A 21,504-nucleotide genomic window follows, 5' to 3' on the forward strand; every position below is an offset into this window, starting at 1 on the left:
GAAGCACCAGATCTTCGCCGACGGCAGCGACGAATGGGTCGGCTCGGCCTGACGCTCCCGGTGGCGGTGGGGGGAATTGGAAAAGGACCCCGCACGGGACAGATGTCCTCGTGCGGGGTCCTTCGTCTGTGTGATCGACGCGGTGCGTCAGATCAGGGCAGCAGTCCCTTGAACTGGTTGAACAGCGCGAGCTGGCCGGCGTCGAGCTGAACACCGCTCTTCTTGGCCTGCTCCCAGAGCGCGGTGACCGCGGGGTCGACCTTCTGCTCGGCGAGGGCCTCGTCGACCTTCTTGTTGGCATCGGACTGAGCGGCCGGTGCCTCCGGGGTCTTGAGCTCCGGTGCCTTCAGGCTCGGCAGCTTGGGCAGGTCCACCGGGGTGGTGCTGCGGGGGGTGGGAGCGCCGAGCCCGGTGCCACACACCGGCCATGCGCCCTTGCCCTGGCCCGCGAGGACCTTCTCGGCAACCGCGATCTGCTGTTCCTTGGTGGCCTGGTTGGCCGAGGGGGCGTACTGGGTACCACCGTGGCCGGCCCAGGTGCTGGGGCTGAACTGCAGCCCGCCCTGGTATCCGTTACCGGTGTTGATCCCCCAGTTGCCGCCCGACTCGCACTGGGCGACCTGGTTCCACTCGGAATCGGTGGCTGCAGCTGCGTTGCCGACTCCCAGGAGCATGCTGGCGCCGCCGCCGAGAACAGCAGAGGTGACCGCTACGCGAGCGACGGTGCGGGTGGTGGAGGTCGGCTTGCGATGACGTCCGGACATATACAGGTATTCCTCTCTTCACGCGCCGACGAAGTGAGCTGTCGGGTTCGGGCTGAGAGGTTGCCCGGCTCCACTGGTGGAGCTTCACCCCAAGGGATCTCGGCGATGACTCGCCGGGATCCCGGTTCTCGGTCGAGGAGATGTGGGTCCCCCGCCCTCGTTCCTGAATTCGTGATCGGTGACCCTGTCCACGGAACGAGGTTTGGCGCGGAGGACGGGGAGTTTGTGTTTCGGGTGTGGCAGCAGGTGCAGCCGTCGCAGACGCTACGTGGTCGTCGCGTACGTGTCATACGTTCGTCGCGCAAAGGATTTGATGTGTCGCGGGTTGGTCTCGGCGAGTACCCCGGCGTCCCCGCAGGCCACGGGGCTGACGGCCGGTTCGTGTCCTAGCTGTGACCGTTCTGTGATGTGACCAAGGCCACACATCATCCGATCGGATGATGTCGCACAGCGGGAATACGAGTTTCGCAGAGCGCAACTCGGTCGCGGAGACGACAGATCAGCCGCCGGCGAACGGTGGCAGGACCTCGACCACCGAGCACGGCGCGAGGGTCCGATCGCGGTCGCGAACCGCGACCGAATCGCGTAGATACGAGCAGCGGAGCAGGACGCGCGCGAGATCGGGATTCCCCACCCCGAGGGCGGCCTCCAGGTCCCCGACGGTGGCGTCCCGGGGGAGTTCGACCACGTCGCTCGCGCGACCCGCGGCAGCCTTGGCGGCGGCGAAGAACCGGACCTCGACGCGCTGAACCGCCTTCTCGGTGGCCTCGATGCTCATCTCAGCCGCCGATGGCCGACATCGGCCGTGTGGGCTGCAGGAAGGACGGGTCGTTGATCGCGTGGCCGGGCAGCTTGCCCCAGGTGGCTCGGCGCCAGGCCAGCGCGATCTCGGCATCGTCGGCGCCCCCGCGCAGCAGCCCGCGCAGATCGGTCTCGGTGGTGGAGAACAGACACGTACGAAGTGCACCGTCGGCGGTGAGTCGGGTTCGGTCGCAGTTGCCGCAGAACGGTCGGGTCACCGACGCGATGATGCCCACCCGGGCGTCGACCGTCTCGCCGTCGCGCCCGGGCATCCGGTGACCGCGCACGACCCAGGTCTCTGCAGGTGCCGAGCCACGCGGACGTGGGTCGGCGACGAGGTCGAATTCCTGGGAGAGGCGGTCGTGGACCATGTCGGCGGTGATCATGTCCGACCGTGACCAGGTGTGTCCGGCGTCGAGGGGCATCTGCTCGATGATCCGTAGCGCGTAACCGTTCTCCAGGCACATCCGGAGCAGTTCCGGGGCGTCGTCGAGCCCGCCGTCCGGGCTCAGGACGGCGTTGACCTTCACGGGGGACAGTCCGGCCTCACGTGCGGCCGCCAGGCCGTCCAGGACGTCGTCGAGGCGGTCGCGGCGGGTGATGGCGGCGAACCGGTCGCGATCGAGGGTGTCGAGAGAGACGTTGACGCGGTCGAGTCCGGCCGCGGCCAACCGGGGCGCCTGGCGGCGGAGTCCGAGTCCGTTCGTCGTGACGGCCATCTCGGGTCGCGGCTCCAGACGTGCGACGGCCTCGACGATCTCGGGGAGATCCTTGCGCAGCAGGGGTTCGCCGCCGGTGAAGCGGATCGCGGTGACCCCGAGATCGCCGACCGCGATGCCGATCAGCCGGACCAGCTCGGCGGTGTCGAGCACCTCCGAGCGCGGCAGCCAGTCGAGTCCCTCGGCCGGCATGCAGTAGGTGCAGCGAAGATTGCAGCGATCGGTGAGCGAGACCCGCAGATCGCGGGTCGTGCGCCCGTACGTGTCCACCATCGGTCCCGACGTGGGCATACCGGACGTGCCCGGTACGTCGGTGTCGTCCGCGCCCGTCCCACTCCGTATACCCGAGGGCATACCCAGGGCGATGGCTGTCATGTACTCAGCCTACTGACGGTGAGCGATCAGGCGCGCGCCTCGAGGGCTCTGAAGGTGCTCGCGTGGAACACCAGCGGTTCGATCGTCGGGTCGGCGCTCAACGCCTCGATCTCCAGGAGCACCAGGTTGTGGTCGCCCGCGGGGAACTCGTTGTAGAGGCTGCACGACAGCAACGCCGCGGCGCCCGGGATGAACAGTGCCCCGTTGTCGCTGACCTGGGGTGCGATGCCGTCGAAGCGGTGCTCGGCGGATCCGGCGAGTTGCCGACACAGCAGGTCCTGGCTGGCCGCGAAGACGCTGACCCCGATCCGGGGTGCGTCGCGCAGCTTCGGCCAGGTGCTCGACGTGTGCTGCACGCACAACGAGACCAGCGGAGGGTCGAGGGACACGGTGGCGAACGAGCTCGCGGCCATGCCCACCGGCGCCGAGTCGATCTGCGCACACACCGCGACCACGCCGGACGGGAAGCAGCTGTAGGCCGCGCGCAGGGCGTCGCCGTCGGTGGCGGGGGCGAGATCGATCTGTTCGGAGCTCACCGGTGCCTCCGCCCCGACCGCAGTGCGAACACGATGGCCAGCACGAAGCCGATCGGTGTTCCCAGCGTGAGGAGATAGACCCCGATGGGGGCACGGTCGCCATCGGCGAGAGCGGGGTAGGCGAACATCGCGATGATGGCCACGACGCCGATCGCGAACAGGACCAGAGCTGCGTACAGCAGACGATCCCCGGGTTGTCCAGGCATACCGATGACGGTAGAGCAGGGCACGCTCCGCCTGCCAACCGAACTCCACGCAGCGGGCATCTGGGAGCTCGGGCGCGTAAAACCCTGGACATCGCCTGCGTAGAATGGTGGCGTAGCGCTCCGACGTGCGGGACCCAGGTCGCCACTCGGGCGCTTTATTCGTGCCGTGCTTCGTCCTCGACGAATCCCGGCTCGATCCGACACAGACAAAAGTTGAGGGTGAGTTCGGTGCCAACCGGCAAGGTGAAGTGGTACGACGCGGAGAAGGGCTTCGGCTTCCTGTCCCAGGAGGGCGGCGAGGACGTCTACGTGCGTTCGAGTGCGCTCGCGGGCGGTGTCGAGGCACTCAAGCCCGGACAGCGTGTCGAGTTCGGTATGGCCGCAGGCCGTCGTGGTCCGCAGGCGTTGTCGGTGACGGTGCTCGAGCCGGCGCCCAGCGTCGCGAAGAATGCACGCGAGGCGGCTGCGGCGGCCCGTGAGCCGGCCAAGCGCCATTCGCCCGACGAGCTGCACGGCATGGTCGCCGACCTGATCACCCTGCTCGAGAACAAGATCCAGCCCGATCTACGCCACGGCAAGTACCCGGATCGCAAGACCGCGCAACGCATCTCCGAGGTCGTCCGTGCGGTGGCCAAGGAGCTCGAGCACTGAGCTTTGCTTGCTGACTGTGTGGAAACGCGCATCGAGTGTGCTACCGGCGTTGCGTGAGTTCGAGTCGCGAACTGCGCACACTCGATGCGGGGCTTCCGCACCGTCAGCGTCTGAAACTTGTGTGGTGGTCGGCGAAAGCCGCCGACGGTGCGGAAGCCGGTCATCGAGTGTGCGTCGTCTCGAGCTCATGTCACGTGCCGCTGCGAGCACACTCGACGCCCGTTTCCACACAGTCGGCGTGTAGCGGGCGCCGCGGAGCTCGAGCGCCGGTTCGGCTGAGCCTCAGTCGGAGTTCGCCTGGCTGATGGACTGTCCCGTCGCCTCGGGGGATGGCACCTTGGTGCCCTCGGGCAGGGTGTTGATGGACCAGAAGCCGCGGGTGGTCGGGTCCCCGGCGGAGTCCAGGGGGCCGGGCAGTCGCACCTCGAGGTTGCTCAGGATGCGATCTGGGGTCGAGGTCAGGGTCAGCGCATAGCGTTCGCCCGGGGAGAACGATTCCGTCGGCATCTGCTCGAATCCCTTGGGCGTCAGGTATTCCAGTGTCAGCGACCACGGCGCATCGAAGATGTCGGGCGACAACGACACGGTGAGCTTCTCGCCCGGCGGCACCGGGAGCCGCGGTGCGAACGTGCCCTCGGCACCCTTCTTGCAGTTCGACAGGTCGATGTCGCAGAGGATGGTCGGCTCGACGTGCACGAGGGTCTTGCCGGTGGTCGCCTGCAGATAGGGCGCCTCCTCGTCGTTGTTTCCCACGACGAGGAAGGCGACCGAACCGCCGACGACGGCGACGAACAACAAACCGACGATGGTGGCGATGGCGAGGAACTTCTTCTCGCCTGCCTTCAGTGTGAACACGGTGCGGTCAGAATCCGTTCTCGTGGGTGTTGACCCGGGTGTCGGGATGCGACGGCCGGGGTCGGGTCATGTCGGGGTTCACCCGCAGGCTGCCGGTCGGCATCGCCTGGTCGGGACGTTTGCCGCCGAAGCCGGGGACGAGCGTCGAGCCGCGGTTGGTGATCGCCGTCTGCGCGAACCCGAGGGCCAGGAGTACCGAGACGACGGTGAACCCGATCCACAGCGTCGGCGGCAGCAACACCCCGAGCGCGGCACCGAAGACCCATGACAGCTGGAGCACCGACTCCGACCGTCCGAACGCCGACGCGCGCGACTCCTCGGGCAGGTCGTCCTGGATCGACGAGTCCAGACACACCTTGCCGATCGCGCTTGTCCCCGACGCGACCAGAGCGGCAAGCGCGGCGAAGAGGATCGACCCGAAGACGGCGGCGAGCACGGCCGCGACGAGGCTCGCCGCGGTCACCAGCACCACGATGCGTTGCGGGTTCTTCAACTCGAGTCGGGTACCGGTGGCGTTGCCGACGAAGTTGCCGACGCCGGCCGCGGCACCCACGGCGCCGAGCAGTGCGAACTGCATCCACCCCGAATGGGTGCCCTGGTTCGACTTGGCGTAGAACGCGATGTAGAGCACCAGGAACCCGGTCAGGATGCGGATGGTCGCGTTGCCCCACAGTCCGGTGAGGACGTTGCGCCCCAACGGTTGTCGCATCTTCGCGGCCAGGGCCGCCGGCGTGAACGTCTTCTGCTTGCCCGGTGGTGCCTCGGGCTCACCGTGGTAGGTGAACGTCGCGGGGATCTCGCCCTCGGTGACCTCCACCCACGACGGGATGCGCATGCACAGCACCGCACCGGCGGTGGCGATGATCGCCAGGAACACCATGGCCCCGGGCAGGTGCAGGGGCAGGAACCGACCCAGCATCGTCTCGAACAGGGCTGCGAGCGCACCGCCGAGAATGGTTCCGCCGACCAGGCCGAACGTGGTGAGTCGGGAGTTGACCCGCACCAGATCGATCGTCGGTGGAAGTACTCGCGGCGTGACCGCGGACTTGAGGACACCGAACGACTTCGACAGCACGAGCAGACCCAGCGCGCAGGGATAGAGCACCCAGGGGTCGTAGACGAGTTGATTCGAGGTCGAGTCCCATCCGCAGTTCGCCATGATCAGCAGCGCCAGCAACACGCGGATGCCGAAGGTGACCGCCATCGCGATGCGACGGCCCTTCTGGAAACGGTCCAGGGCCGGACCGATCAACGGGGCGATCAGGGCGAACGGCGCGATCGTGAGCATCAGGTAGAGCGCGACCTTGCCCTTCGATTCCGCGCTGGCGGCGGCGAAGAACAGAGTGTTGGCCAGGGCGACGGTCATCGCTGCGTCGACGGCGAAGTTCACGATCGTCGGGTAGGTGAGCGCGGTCAGACCCGAGCGGTCGGCGCCGTCGGCGGTGGCGGCGCGGTGGATCTTGCCGATGCCCTTCGACGTCAGTTCGCGTCCGCGGAACGCCGCAACCCGGGTGACGGTCAGTTTGCGGGGCGCCGCCCGCGGCACCTCGGGCGAGGGGATGTCGCCACCGGGGCCGCCCGGTGGACGGCGATCGGTCGCGCCGGGGTGGTTCTCGGCTGAATCGAGCGGGTCGAGATGCGGGTTGTGGGTCGGCGGCGGACGGTAGGCCGAGGCGCGATGAGGCGTGTCGGCGGGATAGTTGGCCGCTCCGGGGTGTTCCCCCGTCGGCATCCGACGGGTCTCGGCGGGCCGACCCGTCGTCTCTCCACCGGGAGCACGGCCGCGTCGGGGCGTGGGTCGCGGTACGCGACGCTGGTGGGGTCGGTTCACCGTGCCGATTGTTCCCTATCCCCAGACAGCCACCAACCCGCAACACCCTGTGTCGGCCGGTATACGGCAGAATAGGGGAGTGGATACTGCAACAAGCCCGGCTGCCGTCGAATCGGCGGGCAGCGACATGCCTGCTGAGCTCGAGGCACGGCTGACCGCCGCCGTCGATGTGGCCCGGTCGGCGGTGGAGGCATCCGGCGAGGGTGCGGTCGGCGCGCACATCCGTGCGGTGACCGAGGGCGACTGCACCGTCACGCACTACTTCGAAGCCGACATCACCGGTTACCGCGGGTGGGTGTGGTGTGCCGTGCTGGCGTCCTACCCCGACACCGAGTCCGGCCCCGGCGAGATCACGGTCAGCGAGATCGCACTGCTGCCCGGCGGCGATGCCCTGACCGCTCCCTCCTGGGTTCCGTGGATCGAACGCATCGCGCCCGGTGACCTCGGCCCGGGTGACGTGCTCGCCGCGCCCGCCGACGACGTGCGTCTGGTTCCCAACCACATCGACACGGCCGAGCTGACTTCGACCGGTGACCTCGACGAGGTGTCCGACGTGGCGCTCGAACTCGGGCTCGGGCGCAATCGCGTGCTCAGCCGCGAGGGTCGCGACGAGGCCGCCCAGCGGTGGTTCGAGGGCCCGCGCGGACCCGAGTCCGACATGGCGACGGCCAGCCGCCTGCACTGTGGCACCTGCGGCTTCTACCTGCCGGTGGCCGGATCGCTGCGGGTCGCCTTCGGTGTCTGCGCCAACGAGTACGCCTCCGACGGGCAGGTCGTGTCCGCTGAATTCGGTTGCGGCGCACACTCCGACGCCGAGGCCCCGTCCGGTGAGGGCTCTCCCGCGTACGACGCCTACGACGACGGCGCCATCGAGATCGTCCCCGCGAGCGACTGACGACCTCTGAGGTGGCCGAGCTCGATCCGTTCGACACCGCCACGATCCGACACGGGGTCCTCGAGTCCTGGCGGCTCTCGGCGACCCGTCTCGCCGAGGACGCGGCATCCGAGGCCGATCTCGTCGAGATCGGCTACCGTGACCGCCTGCTCACCGAACTCGCGGCCAACGCCGCCGATGCGGCCATCGACGACGATGGCGAGCTCGCGATCTGGGCCACCCCCGACAACCTCCTGCATGTGGCGAACACCGGTGCGCCGCTGAGTGCTTCGGGTGTCGCCGCGCTCGCGGCGCTTCGGGTGTCGGCGAAGACCACCGGGTCGGATCAGTCGCAGCACACCTCGGTGGGTCGGTTCGGGGTCGGGTTCAGCTCGGTCGCCGCGGTCGGGGTCGAGGTGGCCATCCGCTCGACCCTCGGCGGCGTGGTGTTCGGGACACGCCGTACCGCCGAGGCGCTCGCCGACGCCGGCATCGCCGCGGGAGATCGCGTGCCGATGCTGCGGTTGCCGTGGCCCGATCCTGTGGCTCCGACAACAGGTTTCGACACCGAGGTGGTCATCGAACTCCGACCCGGCCTGGACGCCGCGGATCTCGTCGCCGATATGGACGCGCAGATCGAGACCCTTCTGCTCGAACTGACGGCGCTGCGGGCGATCATCTGCGGTGGTCGACGCGTGGAACGGACGATCATCAGCACGGCCGGCGTCGACACCGTCGTCGTCGGTGACCGGTCGTGGGTCCAGGTGCGCACGCCACACGCGCGATGGTTGATGCCCGGGACACCGAGTCGACCCCGGCCTGTGCACGACGAGGTGCTGCACGCCCCGACCCGCACGGACGTGGAGTTGACCCTCCCGGCACTCTGCGTCGCTGACGTCGCACTCACGCCCGACCGGCGAGGTCTGCACCCTGACGCCGACATCGCCCGTACAGCAACGGGATACCACCATCTCGCGCTGGCACTGGATCCCGTCGAACGACTCGCCGTCGTGCCGACACCGGGCTTCGCCGCCGGTCGGGTCGACGACGCATTGCGCACCGCGGTTCTGGGTGACCTGATCGACTCCCGGTGGTTGCCCACCGCCGACGACGCCCTGGCGCAACCGAACCGCGCGGTCGTCCTCGCCGGCCTCACCGAGGATCTGGGCGCGTTGCTCGCCGACGTCCTCGACGGGCTGGTGCACCCCGCGTTGTCCGACAACATCTCCCTGCCCGCACTGCGATCGCTGCGGGTCGAACAGATCACCCTCGCCGACGTCGTCGAGCGTCTGAGCGGGATGACGCGGGAGCCGTCGTGGTGGAGTTCGCTCTACGACGCGCTGACCCCGCTCATCGTCGACGACCGCGCCGCCGGGGAGATCGGGGCGATCCCGGTCCCACGCGCGGACGGGCGGGTGTCGATCGGCGCCCGCGGGTTGGTGATCGCCGATCGGCACGATTTGATCTCCGATAACGCACCAGCCGTGGTGATCTCGTGGTTGCCGACCGTGCATCCCGACGCCGTGCATCCGCTTCTGGAACGACTCGGCGCGCGGCGGATGACCGTCGGTGAGATCGTCGACGACCCGGCTCTGCGCGCCGCGATCGATCACGCCGACGACGACGCGATCACCGAGGAGGTGCTCGCGCTCCTCGCGACCGATCCGGCGGCACCGGTTCCGGAGTGGCTCGGCGGGCTCCTCGTCCCCGACGCCGACGACGAACTGCGCCCCGCCGACGAACTGTTGCTCCCGGACAGTCCTGTCGCGTCGGTGCTCGCGCCCGACTCGCCCTTCGGCATCGTCGACGCCGCCACCGTCGCCCGTCACGGACCAGAGGTGCTGCGCCGCATCGGGGTCGGGTGGGGTTTCACCCTGATCGCCGACGAACTCCCGGCCGGACCCGACCACGACCTACCCGACGAGAACCGGTGGTGGAACTCCCTCGACACCGAGCCGCAGCAGATGACCGCCGTCCGCGACCTCGATCTCGTCGACCCGGACCGGTGGCATCGTGCGCTGAGCGTGTTGGTCGACGACCAGGCGATCGCGGCCACGCTCACCGACCGAACCGGCTACACCGCCTGGTGGCTGCGGACATTCGCCGAGATCGACGGCAGCCCGCTCGGACATCTCCGGGCCCCTGACGACGTCGAGAAGTCCGGGTTGCTCGATCCGATCGACCATCCCGACGCCGACCGTTTCGCCGGTGCGCTGGCCGGGCCGACGATCGAGTCCGACGACCACGCCGCGGTCGTGTTGCGTCACCTCGGCGACCCCGACCGCGTCATCGCCCCCGGCGTTGCCGCTGCGGCACATTCGGCCCTGGTGCTCGCCCACCGGCGGCGGATCATCGACCTCGACCGGCTCGACGCACCGACCGCGGTCCGCACCCTGGCCGGCACGACGTCCGACACCGCGCTCGTTCTCGATCGCCCCTGGCTGGTGCAGGTGCTCGATCCCGCCGAGGTCGTCATCTGCGCCCCGCCGATCGAGGCCGACGCAGCGGCCGGTCTGGCCGCGGTCCTCGACATCCCCACCGCGAGCGAGGAACTGCGTACCGAGATCATCGACCGCGATGCGCGACCGAGCACGTGGCGCGACTCGCCGACCGCGCTGACCGATGCCATCACCCGTGGTGTGGGCGCCGCGTCGGGCACGGTGATGATCCACGACCGGTTGCGGATCGAGGTGCGCCGCGGCGAGCGACACCGCGTCGTGGACGTGAGCTGGTGGGTCGACGACACCGGGATCCACCATCTCCTCGCCCCCGCCCCGACGACACCGACGACACCGAAGGCCTAGGCACCGACAGAATGCAGTTCCCCGCACTGGAGATCGACCACGACATCACCGACTGGGTCGTCGATCACCGCCTCGACTGGCTCGAGACCCCGTTCCGCGTCATCACCACGGTCGGCAACACCCTGGCGATGACGATCATCGCGATCGTCGCGGGGTTGCTCTTCGCCCGAGCGCACCGACGCCCACAGGCCTGGCTGATCGTGATCGGTTCCGCGACCGGCTATCTCGTGATGGTCGGCCTCAAGCACCTGTTCGCCCGGGATCGGCCGCCGCGGCCCGATCGCCTCGTCGACATCGACACCTACGCGTTCCCGTCCGGCCACGCGATGATGTCGGCCCTGGTGCTCGGCCTCGTCGTCGTGGCGCTCTGGCAGGGGACACCATGGATCCGCCGCCACCGCGCGATCCTGCTGATCGCGCCCGCGGCGTCGCTGCTCATCGGGGCGTCGCGGGTGTACCTCGGGGTGCACTGGGCGTCCGACGTGGTCGGCGGGTGGCTGTTCGCGCTCGTCTGGATCGGCGTCGCGGTGGTGGTGCAGCGGCTCCTAGCCCAGCCCCTGCTGCGCCGAACGGTCGCCGCGCCGACTGGCGCGCCGCTGCACCAGGAAGATCGTGGTGCCGAACAGTCCGACGCCGAGTCCGATCAGGCAGCTGACGAACGTCGTGGTCGTGCCGACGCCGGTGACCCCGACGACTATCGAGGCGATGAGCCAGAGCGGCATCCCGATGTAGATCACCACCTGCGGTGAACCGAGCCATGCCGGTAACGCGGGCAGTGCCGCGGGCGCAGGCCCGGTGGAGGCCGGATCCGGGGGAGTGGTCATGCGCCCAGGGTAAGGTCACCCGCGCACACCGGACAATGATCGAGACCATCGAGAGAGGTTTGCGCCCGTGTCGCTGAGTGGTCGCACCGCCGCCGTCCCCACCGCCGTGTCGGGACGCATCGACCGATATTTCAAGATCACCGAACGGGAATCGACGTTCGGCCGCGAGATGCGCGGCGGGCTCGTCACGTTCTTCACGATGGCCTACATCGTGGTGCTCAACCCGATCATCATCGGCGGTGTCGCGGGCAGCAACCGCAACGCCGACGTGCTGGGCAACATCCTCCCGATCGCGGCCGTGGCCGCGGTGACGGCGTTGGTGGCCGGCGTCATGTCGATCCTGTTCGGAGTCGTGGCCAACTACCCGTTCGCCATCGCGACCGGGCTGGGCATCAACAGCCTGCTGGCCGTCACCATCGTCCCCGATGTCACCTGGCCCGAGGCCATGGGACTGGTCGTGATCGACGGCATCATCATCGTGCTGCTCGCCGTCACCGGTCTGCGGACACGCGTCTTCACGGCCATCCCCCCAGAACTCAAGGCGGCCATCGCCGCGGGCATCGGCTGCTTCATCGCGTTCATCGGACTGGTCGACTCCGGTTTCGTCACGCGGGTCCCCGACGCGGCCGACACCACGGTCCCGGTGGGCCTCGGGGTCGGCAACTCGGTCACGACCCTGCCCGCCCTGATCTTCGTCATCGGCGTGCTGCTGATGGGGATCCTGGTCGTGCGCAAGGTCCGTGGCGGACTGTTGATCGGCATCGTCGTCACCACCGCCATCGCGATGATCGTGCAGTCCTTCGCCGATCTCGGGCCGTCGACCACCGACCGTTCCGGCTGGAGCCTGAACATCCCGCAGTGGCCGGGCAGTGTCGGCGGTCTGCCGGACCTCAGCCTGGTGGGTGACGTCAGCATCTTCGGTGCGTTCGTCCGCATCGGCGTCCTGTCGGCGTCGGTGCTCGTGTTCGCGTTGGTGCTGTCGAACTTCTTCGACGCCATGGGCACTATGACCGGCCTCGGCAAGGAGGCCGGTCTCACCGACCCCGACGACAACCTCCCCAACGTCGGCCGCGCACTGGTGGTCGAGGGTGCGGGCGCCATCGTCGGCGGTGCGGCGTCCTCGTCGTCGAACACGGTGTTCGTCGAATCGGCCTCCGGTATCGCCGAGGGCGCCCGGACCGGACTCGCCAACGTCGTCACCGGCGTGCTGTTCCTGGTGGCGATGTTCTTCACGCCGCTGTACTCGGTCGTCCCACTCGAGGCCGCCGCGCCTGCGTTGGTCGTGGTGGGCGCCATGATGATCGCGCAGATCCGGTCGATCGACCTGACGCGGTTCGAGGTGGCGCTGCCGTGCTTCCTCACCATCGTCGTGATGCCCTTCACCTACTCGATCGCCAACGGGATCGGCGTCGGCTTCATCACCTGGGTGGTCCTGGCGACCGCGCGCGGACGCATCCGATCGGTTCACCCGCTGCTGTGGGTGGTGGCTGTCCTGTTCGTCCTGTACTTCGCGAAGGGGCCGATCGAGTCGCTACTGGACGGTTGATCAAGTGCAGGTGACCGCAACGAGATTGCGCGCCACATCGCTAGTTCGGCGTGCATTACACATGGCGTGACCTATTGTTGACGACGTGAACGCCAAAGACGACAAACTGGCCAGTGACCTGGCATTGGCCGTGGTTCGGCTGGCCCGGCACCTCCGTGGCCGACGCGCATCGTCGACGGTGTCGCTGACGCAGCTGTCCGCGCTCTCGACGCTGCAGCGCGAAGGCCCCATGACCCCCGGCGCCATGGCCGCCCAGGAGCGTGTCCAGCCGCCGTCGATGACCCGTGTCATCGCGTCGCTCGCCGACCTGGGGATGGTCAAGCGCGATCCGCACCCGACCGACGGTCGCCAGGTGATCGTCACGTTGTCGGACCTGGGCAACGAGGTCATCACCGACGAGGCGAACGCCCGCGAGGAATGGCTCCGCGGCGAACTCGGCAAACTCGACGGCGATGATCTGACCACGCTGCGCAAGGCCGTCGAGATCATGTCCACGCTCGTCTCCAGCAGCGACTGAGCGACTCCCGAATCCCACGGTCATCGTGAGCTGACTCGGCCCGTCGGTCACGAGTCCGGAAAATCCGCTTTTTAGCGGCGGTAACATTGGTGTGTGCAGCTGCCCCTGATGTTCTCCTCGCTCGGGGTGCGCAACTATCGACTCTGGGCCAGTGGTCAGGTCGTCTCACTGGTCGGGACGTGGATGCAACGCATCGCCCAGGACTGGTTGGTGCTGCACCTCTCGGGTGGCAGCGGGCTCGCCGTCGGCATCGTCATGGCACTGCAATTCGGTCCCACGGCGGTGCTCTCGATGCCCGCGGGGGCATTGGCCGACCGCTACGACAAACGCACGCTGTTACTCGGCACCCAGGTCGGCATGGCGGTGTGTGCGCTCATCCTCGGTGTGTCGGACACACTCGGTCTGGCGACCCTGGGACAGGTGTATGCGCTGTCGTTCGCGCTCGGGGCGATCTCGGCGATCGATGCGCCCGTGCGGCAGTCGTTCGCCATCGAGATGGTCGGCCCCGAACATCTGCCCAACGCGGTTGCCCTGAACTCGATGACCTTCAATCTGGCCCGCATCATCGGCCCTGCGATCGCCGGTGTGCTCATCACCCTGATCGGCACCGGACCGGTCTTCCTGGTCAACGTCGTCAGCTTCGTGGCGGTCATCATCGGGTTGCTGATGATGCGACCCGGTGACCTCATCCGCTCGGACAAACCCCCTGGACGCGGGTCGGTGCGCAGCGGGATCGCCTATGTCCGTGGACATCCGCACCTGGTGGTGGTGCTCTCCACGGTGTTCGTGGTCGGCACCTTCGGGATGAACTTCCCGTTGTCCCTCGCTCTGATCACCCGCAACACCTTCGCCGGGTCGGCGGGTGGGTACGGCCTGCTCTCGACGATGCTCGCCGTGGGCACCCTCGCCGGTGCGACGCTCGCCGCACGCCGCCGATCGCCCGCCCGACTACGCCATTTCCTCGCAGCGGCAACCGCATTCGGTGTGCTCGAGGTGGTGGTGGGACTGATGCCCACGTTCTGGTTGGTGGCGGTGGTGCTCATCCCTGCCGGTGCCGCGGTGATCACGTTCAGCACCACCGCGATGAACATCGTGCAGCTGTCGGTGGACTCGTCGATGCGTGGTCGGGTCATGGGCATCTACATGCTGTGTTTCCTCGGCGGCACCCCACTGGGGAGCCCACTGCTCGGTTGGCTCGCCGGCGTCTACGGTCCCCGCTCGTCGTTGCTGATCGGCGGGGTGGTGTCCGCTGTCGCCGGTGTCGTCTGTGTTGCGCTGCTCATGCGGGCGCACCACCTGCGTCCGGTGGTCGACCACGGGCGGATCGGGCTACACAAGGTGGGCGTCTAGAAGAACGTGCCGGAGAACGGCTTCCGGTCGGTCAGGAACGCCTGGTCCAACTCGCACAGGGTGGTGTGGTCGGCCGCCCAGAGCCGGTCGGCCGCCGCGAACTCGGTGGCGCGGTACCCGCCGAGGTAGATGCTGCCGAGCACCGAGATGTCCATCCGGACCGTCGCCGGCTCCTCGGTCTCCGTGACCGTCGCCGCGCCGTCGCGCACGGTGAACGCGAACCGTCCGCCGCTGTCACGGAACGTGTCGGTGATCTCGAGGACCGCGTCGACGTCCTCGGAGTACGTGCGGGCCTCGAGTGCCTTCGGGACGTCGAGGATGCGCAGCCACATCGAGTCGGAGATCGCGGTCACCGTCGGCGCGCGCAGATTGGTCAGCTTCATCGGCAGCGGATCATCGACGGGCATCGATGCGGTGATCCGGGGGATGAGGTCGAGTCCGAGCAGGACGCGCCACAGGTCGGTGTGCGCCTGATCGGTGACGGCGACGAACTCGGAGACCTCGGCGACGGCCGAGCCGTTGTCCCGGTGGATCCGGTAGCTGGCGTACCCGTCGGGGTGGATCAGGTAGTGCAACGCACTGCGGCCCTCACGGAGCATCTCGCGGTCGGCGAAGATCATGTTCCACCACACCCGGGAGCGGACGATGGCGCCCGGGCTCATCGACGCCCAGCGGTCGTGCAGGTCGGGGACCATGTCGCGAACCTGCTGCTCGTCGGCGAAGTGGACCGGGGAGTAGGCGGGCGTGGGCTCGCGCAGCTCCGCCTTGGCCAGGTCGATGGTCACGCGCTCCTCGAAGCACGCGGGACCGTAGCCGAAACGTTCGTAGATGGTCGCCTCGCTGGCGGTGAGGATCGAGAACACGCTCTGCTCGCGTTCCCACTGCTCGAACAACTCGGTGATCATCAGGCGCAGGATGCCGCGCCGCCGGTGCGTGGCCGCCACCGACACCCACGACAGTCCCGGCAGCTCGATGCGGACACCACCGGGCAGGGTGAGCGTCATCCGGTAGAACATCGCCACGCCGGCAAGCACCGGGCCGGCCGATCCGGACTCGTCGTAGACCACCACCACGTCGGAGTCGCGCAGCTTGCTGCGGATGTCGGCCTGGGCCTCGTCGTCGAGCGGATGGATGAACGCGAAAGCGCGCGCATCTGCGGCGATGATGGCCGGCCAGTCCTCGTCGGTCGCGCGGCGCATGGTCAGATCGGAATCGGTCACGATCTTTACGTTTTCATATCGCGCCCGCCACTGGTTGCTCGCCTCGCGAAATATCCGAGCGTCCGACATCCTTGAAGACACCATGACCGACGCGACATCGACCCGACCCGACACGACGCGGGCTCCGCAGACCGCCGGGCTCATGGCTGTGTTGGCCCTGGTGATGGTCGGTACCACGATGCCCACCTCGATCTACGCCACCTACGAGCGCGAGCTGCATTTCTCACTGCTGACGGTCACCGTCATCTACGCGACGTACGCCGTCGGCGTCCTCGCGACGCTGCTCGCCTTCGGCAAGTGGTCCGACGCGCTGGGGCGGCGGCCGCTGCTGTTCGCCGGTATCGGGTTCGCCGCACTGAGCGACGTGGTGTTCCTGCTGGCCGACAACACCGCCCTGCTGCTGGTGGGACGTCTGATCTCCGGGATGTCGGCGGGCATCTTCGTCGGGACCGCGTCGGTGGCCATCATCGAGATGGCACGCGGCCGGTTGTCGAAACGTGCCCCGCTGTTCGCGTCGATGTCCAACATCGGCGGACTCGGCCTGGGTCCGATCCTGGCGGCCGTCGTCGTCACCGTGGCGCCTGCACCCACCCGGACGAGCTACTGGGTGCACCTCGGCCTGATGGTGGTCGCGGCCCTCATCGTGACCGTGGTGCCGGAGACCCGCTCGCGGCACCGCGACGAACCGCTGCGTCCGATGCCGTTGTCGGTGCCCGCCGACATCCGCACCTACTTCATCCGCGCGTCGCTGCTGGGGTTCGCCGGGTTCGCGGTTCTCGGTCTGTTCACCGCCGTCGCCCCGACCATCGCCACCCAGATCGCCGGGGTCGACTCGTTGATCGGGACCGCCTTCCTCGTGGCCACCACCTTCGGCGGCTCGATCATCGGACAGATCGCGGCCCGCACACTCACCTCCCGGGTCGCCGACCCGCTGTCGATCGCGCTTTTCGTGCTCGGCATGGTGCTGCTGATCCTGACGCTGATCGTCGGGCAGTGGCCGTTGCTCGCCGTGGCCGGCGTCGTCGGTGGTCTGGGCCAGGGCATCGCCTTCTCCAAAGGGCTGGCCGGGGTGACCGCGGCCGCCCCTGCCGACGACAAGGCCGGCATCACCTCCGCGTACTTCGTCATCGCCTACATCGGCATCAGCGTGCCGGTGGTCGCCGAGGGGCTGCTCTCGCGTGCCGTCGGGGTCGAGACCGCCGGGATCATCTTCGCGAGCGTGATCATCGTGCTGGCGTTGCTCGCGGGGGCGCTCACCGCGTTCGAGCGGCGTCGGTCGGCTGCCGTCGAGTCCGACCGGGAGCCTGCGGCACACTGATCGCGTGCCACCTTCCCGAATCGAGACGGGCGACCTCGCCGTCGACGTCATCGACATCACCGACCCCGACGACCCCAGAGTCGACGACTTCCGTGATCTGACCTCGGTCGACCGTCGTCCGGACCTTCCGGTGCTACCGGGCGGAAGTCCCGGAAAGGGACTCGTGATCTCGGAGGGTGTCCTCGTGGTCGCCCGCATGATCGCCTCACGCTTCGCGCCGTACGCGTTCATCGGCGTCGAGAAACGACTGCGTGAACTCGACGCGGATCTACGGACCCCGTCGATCACGGGCGTTCCGTTCTACCGGATGTCCAAAGAGGTGATGGCCGCGATCATCGGGTTCCACCTCAACCGTGGTGTCCTCGGGGTTGCGCGGCGTCCCGAGCCCTTGGCGCCGGCGGATTTCGTGACGACGGCGACCACCATCGCCGTCCTCGAGGGCGTCAACGACCACGAGAACATCGGCAGCGTGTTCCGCAATGCCGCCGGCCTGGGTGTCGACGCGGTCCTGTTCGGCGCGGGGTGCGCCGACCCGCTCTACCGGCGGTGCGTGCGTGTCTCGATGGGTCATGCGCTGCTGGTCCCGTTCGCCGCCGCCACGAACTGGCCGCATGACCTGACCATGCTGCGCGACAACGGGTTCGAGATCGTGTCGCTGACGCCGGATGCATCCGCTGTGCCGCTGGCGCAGGCGGTCACCGGCGACAAGGTCGCGTTCATGGTCGGGGCGGAGGGGCCAGGTCTGACCGAGACCGCCATGCGGGCCGGTGACATCCGCGCGCGGATCCCGATGGCGCGCGGCACCGACTCGCTCAACGTGGCCACGGCCGCCGCGATCGCGTTCTACGAGCGGGCATCTCGCGCCGATCGCTGAGTCAGCGCGTACGAAGGTATTTCAGCGCGGACTCGGCCGCGTTGTACCCGCACATCCCGTGCGCGCCCGCACCCGGAGGTGTCGACGCCGAACACAGGTAGGTGCCGGGGATGCCGATGCTGTACGGATCGATCCCGGCGCGAGGCCGGAACAACACCTGCAGACCGGAATTGGAGCCGCCGACGATGTCACCCCCGCCGTAGTTGGCGTTAGAGCTCTCCAGTTGCGCCGGTGTGGTCACCGTCGTCGCGAGAATGCGATCCCGGAACCCGGGGGCGAACCGCTCGATCTGGGCGGTGATCGCCTCGGTCGCATCCCCGGTGAAGCCGTTGGGCACATGCGCGTACGCGTAGAGCGGGTGCACATCGCCGTCGGACCGACTCGGATCGGCCACGTACTGCTGACCGACGAGGACGAACGGGCGCTCGGGCATGGAGCCGCCGAAGACCTGACGCTCGGCGTCGGCGACCTCCTTCGCGCTGCCACCGACGTGGACCGTCCCGGCCCTCCCGGTGTCCGGGTCGGCCCACGGCACACCGGATTCGACGGCGAAGTCGACCTTGTAGGCGCCCGGGGCACGTCGGAACCGGCGGTAGGACCTGGAGACGTGCGTCGGGATGGCGTCGCCGTAGATGTCGAGGGCGATCGCGGGTGACACGTCGAGCAGGACGACGTCGGCCGTGGGGATGTCCGCCGCAGTGCGGATCGGGGTACCGGTCACGATGGTGCCGCCGTGCGCGGTGAGCATCGCGGCGAGCGCGTCGGTGATGGAGGCGGACCCGCCGCGCGCGACCGGCCACCCGTAGTTGTGGCCCGCGGCGGTGAGCAGCAGCGCGACCGCGCTCGCGAACGGCCGGTCGAGACGTGCGTAGAGGTGCGCGGACAGGCCGGTGAACAGTGCTCGTGCACGCGGGGTTCGAAAGACCCGTGACGTCAGTGTCGCCGGGGACAGCGCACGCGGACCGAACGACGCCAGCGCGAGCGGATGGCGGGGGATGTTCGCGACGGGACGCATCAGGTCGTTCGCGAGATCGTCGAAATGCGCGGCCGCCGGGCCGAACACCGCCCGCCATCGGGCGCCGTCGACGCCGAGTCCGTCGGCGGTGGCGTCGAGCGACCGGTACATCAGCCCGGCGTCGCCACCGTCGAGCGGGTGGGCGCAGTCGATGTCGGCCCATTCCCAGTGCAGGCCGTACCGCTCGAGGTCGAGGGTCTGCAGATACGGCGACCCCGCACCCATCGGATGAAACCCCGAACAGTGATCGTGGATGAGGCCGGGCAGTGTCAGTTCGCCCGACCGCGTCCCGCCGCCGATGGTGTCCGCGGCCTCGACGACCGTGACCTCGACGCCCTGCGTGGCCAGACGTACCGCCGCGGCGAGACCGTTGGGCCCCGCGCCGACGACCACCGCTGTTGTCATACCTCGAACGTATCGGAAACCCTCGGCGCCCCTTGTGACTCAGGTGCGATCGGTCGACGACCGGGCGCCGGTCACGTCGGTGAGGAAACCCTGGCCGATGTAGTCGCACTTCCCGAAATCGAGCTGGGTGTCCGACCCCACGGTGTTGTCGATGACGTAGGCGACCCGCACGGGGAGCGAGCGCATGCCGGCGTGCAGTTGCTCGCCCCGGAACAGGGCACACACCACGACGGCGTGGATGAGCAGGAACGCGCCGTGTGGATCGGTCCGCCGGAACTCGGGCTGTGTCCGCGAGAGGTCGAAGTCCGCGCCGATCCGATAGCGGATCGGCTGCTCGAGCACGCAGAGAACGTAATCGGGACGGTCGGGGCCGGGCAGGGTGAGGCGCGGTGACGCGTCGACGGGGAGTTGCGACTGCGCGTCGGCGATCGCGCCGGGTACGCCTCCGCCGCTCTGGTCCCAGTCGATCGAGTCGAGGCGGAACGTGATCATCGGTGTGGTCTCCATGAACGGTTCGATGCGTGTGCCGGCGGCGATGTTCCCGCCGACGATACGACGTCGACGTCGGTGTGGCTGCGACAATGACGTGGTGACGTACGACCCCGAGGATCTGCCCGATCCCGACGAACCCACACCCTGGACGTTGGGTGTGCTCCTGGCGTCGCTCAGTGCCGTGTTCACGACGTGCGTGTCGATCGGGGTCTACGACGTGGTCGCGCAGACCCACGTGTTGCTGGGGGTGGCCGCGGTTCTCGTGGTGTGCGGTGGGGTGGTGCCGACCGCGTGGATCTGGCGCCGCCGATCGGTGCTGCGATGGCCGAGTTGGGGTGCGATCACCGGGTTGGCCGTCGGCGTGCCGGTGGTGGTCTTCCTCGCCGCGGCCGGGATCGGCTGAGCAGGATCAGGAATCGTGCCTCACGATGGTCGTTCTCCACAGATGTCGCGGGGGAACGGCCGAGCTGGTCAGTCGCGTCTGCCGAAACCGAACCACCGTGCCACACGGGCGGTCGGGGTGGGTGTGTCGTCTGCCGGTGCCGGGTTCGGCGATTCGCGATCGGTCTCGCCGGTCGCTGACGGAGCGCGTCGTCCGGCCAGCTCGTCCTGCGTGGGCTGATACCCGGGCGGGCGGATCGCGAAGCCGCTCAACGGGATCCGGTCCGGGACGATGTCGCCGTCGTCCCAGGGGCGCGTGAGCCGCATGCCGAGCCACTGGCGTGAGGCGTGGTCGGCGAACTCGATGGGGTGAAACGGCAGGGCCTGTGGATCGCGGGGTACCCCCTCGGCGTAGACCAGCGGGTGCTCACCGGCCCAGAAGGAACGCTCGAAGGGGAACGGCAGGCCCAGGTTCTCGACGATGTTCACCGGGTCGGCGGAGAACGACCGGCGCAGGGTTCCGTTGTCCCACTGCGCGAACACCCCCACCGAGGCCGCGGGATCGGTGTGGATCAGGTAGGCGGTCTCGGCCGGGTGGGCCGTCAGTACCACCTCGGGGAGCTGGGAGGGCGCGGTGGTGTCCAACGTCGCCCCGGCGATGACGGCGAACCGACCGAAGACGCCGACGAACACCTCGTCGCCGGCACACGACGCGGCCCGGTCGAGGGTCGTCTCGCCGAGCGGCAGGAGCACGTTCTCGGCGAATAGCTTGTGCGCCATCGCCGTTGCCGACTCGCGGTCGTTGACGAGACCCAGGCGGAGATCGGCGATGAAGTCATCGCTGTCGATCAGCCAGAGCATCGATGCGGTCGCGGCCAAGTCCAGCCCCCTGTCGGATCGATTACTGGTTTCCGTTGCTACGGACGCCGAGGAGTACATCTTCCCACGCCGGGACAGACGGCTTGCGTGCCGCCTTGCGACGACGCGGAGCAGGGGGAGGATCCGATGGTTCTGGGGCGGTGGACGATACGTCGCGCGCCGATGTCGCGGGCACGTCGATGTCGTCGTCGTCCTCGGTGTCGAGCACCGGTGCAGTCGTCGGGCGGACGTCGACGCGGGCCACAGGTGCCCGCACGACCTCGTCGG

At 68.6% G+C, this 21,504-nt stretch carries 21 protein-coding genes, 1 pseudogene and 1 riboswitch; of the genes and pseudogenes, 10 read left to right on the top strand and 12 right to left on the bottom strand.

Annotation, left to right across the window (positions count from 1 at the left end):
• Positions 1-152: 152 nt before the first annotated feature.
• The 5 genes from JHC79_RS03775 to JHC79_RS03795 form a co-directional block, all read right to left on the bottom strand.
• Positions 153-764 carry a transglycosylase family protein gene (locus tag JHC79_RS03775; RefSeq protein ID WP_296388539.1) on the bottom strand — a complete coding sequence of 204 codons (612 nt, stop codon included), beginning with the start codon at positions 762-764 and terminating at the stop codon, positions 153-155.
• Between the two features lie 7 nt (positions 765-771).
• Positions 772-955, bottom strand: a riboswitch (cyclic di-AMP (ydaO/yuaA leader).
• A gap of 308 nt (positions 956-1,263) precedes the next feature.
• Positions 1,264-1,542, bottom strand: a complete 279-nt coding sequence (locus JHC79_RS03780; protein WP_296388540.1) for a MoaD/ThiS family protein — start codon at positions 1,540-1,542, stop codon at positions 1,264-1,266.
• A gap of 1 nt (position 1,543) precedes the next feature.
• Complete coding sequence (moaA, locus tag JHC79_RS03785) at positions 1,544-2,575, bottom strand: GTP 3',8-cyclase MoaA (RefSeq protein WP_296388632.1); 1,032 nt, start codon at positions 2,573-2,575, stop codon at positions 1,544-1,546.
• A 110-nt stretch (positions 2,576-2,685) separates the two neighbouring features.
• The gene (locus JHC79_RS03790; protein ID WP_296388541.1) at positions 2,686-3,195 is read right to left on the bottom strand and encodes a flavin reductase family protein; all 510 of its coding nucleotides are present in this window, start codon (positions 3,193-3,195) and stop codon (positions 2,686-2,688) included.
• The gene (locus JHC79_RS03795) at positions 3,192-3,401 is read right to left on the bottom strand and encodes a hypothetical protein (protein ID WP_296388542.1); all 210 of its coding nucleotides are present in this window, start codon (positions 3,399-3,401) and stop codon (positions 3,192-3,194) included. Before JHC79_RS03795 ends, JHC79_RS03790 begins: the two co-directional genes overlap by 4 nt.
• Before the next feature lie 228 nt (positions 3,402-3,629).
• Between JHC79_RS03795 and JHC79_RS03800 the strand changes: the two genes are divergently transcribed.
• Positions 3,630-4,052 carry a cold-shock protein gene (locus tag JHC79_RS03800; RefSeq protein WP_296388543.1) on the top strand — a complete coding sequence of 141 codons (423 nt, stop codon included), beginning with the start codon at positions 3,630-3,632 and terminating at the stop codon, positions 4,050-4,052.
• A gap of 282 nt (positions 4,053-4,334) precedes the next feature.
• On the opposite strand, the gene JHC79_RS03805 is transcribed toward JHC79_RS03800, so the two are convergent.
• Both JHC79_RS03805 and JHC79_RS03810 read right to left on the bottom strand, forming a co-directional pair.
• Positions 4,335-4,907, bottom strand: a complete 573-nt coding sequence (locus JHC79_RS03805; RefSeq protein ID WP_296388544.1) for a DUF2771 family protein — start codon at positions 4,905-4,907, stop codon at positions 4,335-4,337.
• A 7-nt stretch (positions 4,908-4,914) separates the two neighbouring features.
• Positions 4,915-6,639: an MFS transporter gene (locus JHC79_RS03810; RefSeq protein WP_296388633.1), complete on the bottom strand. Its 1,725-nt coding sequence runs from the start codon at positions 6,637-6,639 to the stop codon at positions 4,915-4,917.
• Positions 6,640-6,865: 226 nt separating this feature from the next.
• Between JHC79_RS03810 and JHC79_RS03815 the strand changes: the two genes are divergently transcribed.
• From JHC79_RS03815 to JHC79_RS03825, 3 genes and pseudogenes are all read left to right on the top strand, one after another.
• Positions 6,866-7,633 (top strand): DUF3027 domain-containing protein, encoded by a 768-nt coding sequence (locus JHC79_RS03815; protein ID WP_296388634.1) that lies wholly within the window; start codon positions 6,866-6,868, stop codon positions 7,631-7,633.
• Between the two features lie 11 nt (positions 7,634-7,644).
• Positions 7,645-10,416 carry a hypothetical protein gene (locus JHC79_RS03820; RefSeq protein ID WP_296388545.1) on the top strand — a complete coding sequence of 924 codons (2,772 nt, stop codon included), beginning with the start codon at positions 7,645-7,647 and terminating at the stop codon, positions 10,414-10,416.
• Between the two features lie 128 nt (positions 10,417-10,544).
• A pseudogene (locus JHC79_RS03825) lies at positions 10,545-10,943 on the top strand (phosphatase PAP2 family protein); the annotation flags it as partial.
• Between the two features lie 18 nt (positions 10,944-10,961).
• Here JHC79_RS03825 and JHC79_RS03830 read toward each other — a convergent pair.
• A complete protein-coding gene (locus tag JHC79_RS03830; RefSeq protein ID WP_296388546.1) occupies positions 10,962-11,240 on the bottom strand; it encodes a DUF2530 domain-containing protein in 279 nt (92 codons plus the stop codon).
• Between the two features lie 106 nt (positions 11,241-11,346).
• Here JHC79_RS03830 and JHC79_RS03835 point away from each other — a divergent pair, with 106 nt between their 5' ends.
• From JHC79_RS03835 to JHC79_RS03845, 3 genes are all read left to right on the top strand, one after another.
• Positions 11,347-12,786: an NCS2 family permease gene (locus tag JHC79_RS03835; protein ID WP_296388635.1), complete on the top strand. Its 1,440-nt coding sequence runs from the start codon at positions 11,347-11,349 to the stop codon at positions 12,784-12,786.
• An 85-nt stretch (positions 12,787-12,871) separates the two neighbouring features.
• Entirely contained in the window at positions 12,872-13,303 is a 432-nt protein-coding gene (locus JHC79_RS03840) for a MarR family transcriptional regulator (protein WP_188491196.1), read from the top strand.
• A 108-nt stretch (positions 13,304-13,411) separates the two neighbouring features.
• Positions 13,412-14,653, top strand: a complete 1,242-nt coding sequence (locus JHC79_RS03845; protein ID WP_296388636.1) for an MFS transporter — start codon at positions 13,412-13,414, stop codon at positions 14,651-14,653.
• On the opposite strand, the gene JHC79_RS03850 is transcribed toward JHC79_RS03845, so the two are convergent.
• The gene (locus JHC79_RS03850; protein WP_296388547.1) at positions 14,650-15,873 is read right to left on the bottom strand and encodes a GNAT family N-acetyltransferase; all 1,224 of its coding nucleotides are present in this window, start codon (positions 15,871-15,873) and stop codon (positions 14,650-14,652) included. The genes JHC79_RS03845 and JHC79_RS03850 overlap by 4 nt on opposite strands.
• A gap of 82 nt (positions 15,874-15,955) precedes the next feature.
• On the opposite strand from JHC79_RS03850, the gene JHC79_RS03855 reads away from it, so the two are divergent.
• Both JHC79_RS03855 and JHC79_RS03860 read left to right on the top strand, forming a co-directional pair.
• On the top strand, positions 15,956-17,191 hold the full coding sequence (locus JHC79_RS03855) for an MFS transporter (RefSeq protein WP_296388548.1): 1,236 nt from the start codon (positions 15,956-15,958) through the stop codon (positions 17,189-17,191).
• A 4-nt stretch (positions 17,192-17,195) separates the two neighbouring features.
• Complete coding sequence (locus tag JHC79_RS03860) at positions 17,196-18,065, top strand: RNA methyltransferase (RefSeq protein ID WP_296388549.1); 870 nt, start codon at positions 17,196-17,198, stop codon at positions 18,063-18,065.
• A 1-nt stretch (position 18,066) separates the two neighbouring features.
• Here JHC79_RS03860 and JHC79_RS03865 read toward each other — a convergent pair whose 3' ends face one another.
• Together JHC79_RS03865 and JHC79_RS03870 are read right to left on the bottom strand one after the other, a co-directional pair.
• Positions 18,067-19,485 carry an NAD(P)/FAD-dependent oxidoreductase gene (locus tag JHC79_RS03865; RefSeq protein ID WP_296388550.1) on the bottom strand — a complete coding sequence of 473 codons (1,419 nt, stop codon included), beginning with the start codon at positions 19,483-19,485 and terminating at the stop codon, positions 18,067-18,069.
• 39 nt (positions 19,486-19,524) lie between these two features.
• Positions 19,525-19,992 carry a hypothetical protein gene (locus tag JHC79_RS03870; protein WP_296388551.1) on the bottom strand — a complete coding sequence of 156 codons (468 nt, stop codon included), beginning with the start codon at positions 19,990-19,992 and terminating at the stop codon, positions 19,525-19,527.
• An 82-nt stretch (positions 19,993-20,074) separates the two neighbouring features.
• Here JHC79_RS03870 and JHC79_RS03875 point away from each other — a divergent pair, with 82 nt between their 5' ends.
• Entirely contained in the window at positions 20,075-20,380 is a 306-nt protein-coding gene (locus JHC79_RS03875; RefSeq protein WP_296388552.1) for a DUF2537 domain-containing protein, read from the top strand.
• 68 nt (positions 20,381-20,448) lie between these two features.
• On the opposite strand, the gene JHC79_RS03880 is transcribed toward JHC79_RS03875, so the two are convergent.
• Positions 20,449-21,237 (bottom strand): hypothetical protein, encoded by a 789-nt coding sequence (locus JHC79_RS03880; RefSeq protein ID WP_296388553.1) that lies wholly within the window; start codon positions 21,235-21,237, stop codon positions 20,449-20,451.
• Positions 21,238-21,504: the final 267 nt, after the last annotated feature.

Source organism: Williamsia sp. (assembly GCF_016462415.1).
In the GTDB taxonomy this organism is placed as follows: Bacteria; Actinomycetota; Actinomycetes; order Mycobacteriales; family Mycobacteriaceae; genus Williamsia_A.

What these genes read in the sequence shown, in the direction of transcription:
- JHC79_RS03775 (WP_296388539.1), bottom strand. Translation starts at nt 764, where the DNA reads ATGTCCGGACGTCATCGCAAGCCGACCTCCACCACCCGCACCGTCGCT.
- JHC79_RS03780 (WP_296388540.1), bottom strand. Translation starts at nt 1,542, where the DNA reads ATGAGCATCGAGGCCACCGAGAAGGCGGTTCAGCGCGTCGAGGTCCGG.
- moaA (WP_296388632.1), bottom strand. Translation starts at nt 2,575, where the DNA reads ATGCCCACGTCGGGACCGATGGTGGACACGTACGGGCGCACGACCCGC.
- JHC79_RS03795 (WP_296388542.1), bottom strand. Translation starts at nt 3,401, where the DNA reads ATGCCTGGACAACCCGGGGATCGTCTGCTGTACGCAGCTCTGGTCCTG.
- JHC79_RS03810 (WP_296388633.1), bottom strand. Translation starts at nt 6,639, where the DNA reads ATGCCGACGGGGGAACACCCCGGAGCGGCCAACTATCCCGCCGACACG.
- JHC79_RS03815 (WP_296388634.1), top strand. Translation starts at nt 6,866, where the DNA reads ATGCCTGCTGAGCTCGAGGCACGGCTGACCGCCGCCGTCGATGTGGCC.
- JHC79_RS03830 (WP_296388546.1), bottom strand. Translation starts at nt 11,240, where the DNA reads ATGACCACTCCCCCGGATCCGGCCTCCACCGGGCCTGCGCCCGCGGCA.
- JHC79_RS03845 (WP_296388636.1), top strand. Translation starts at nt 13,412, where the DNA reads ATGTTCTCCTCGCTCGGGGTGCGCAACTATCGACTCTGGGCCAGTGGT.
- JHC79_RS03855 (WP_296388548.1), top strand. Translation starts at nt 15,956, where the DNA reads ATGACCGACGCGACATCGACCCGACCCGACACGACGCGGGCTCCGCAG.
- JHC79_RS03865 (WP_296388550.1), bottom strand. Translation starts at nt 19,485, where the DNA reads ATGACAACAGCGGTGGTCGTCGGCGCGGGGCCCAACGGTCTCGCCGCG.
- JHC79_RS03870 (WP_296388551.1), bottom strand. Translation starts at nt 19,992, where the DNA reads ATGGAGACCACACCGATGATCACGTTCCGCCTCGACTCGATCGACTGG.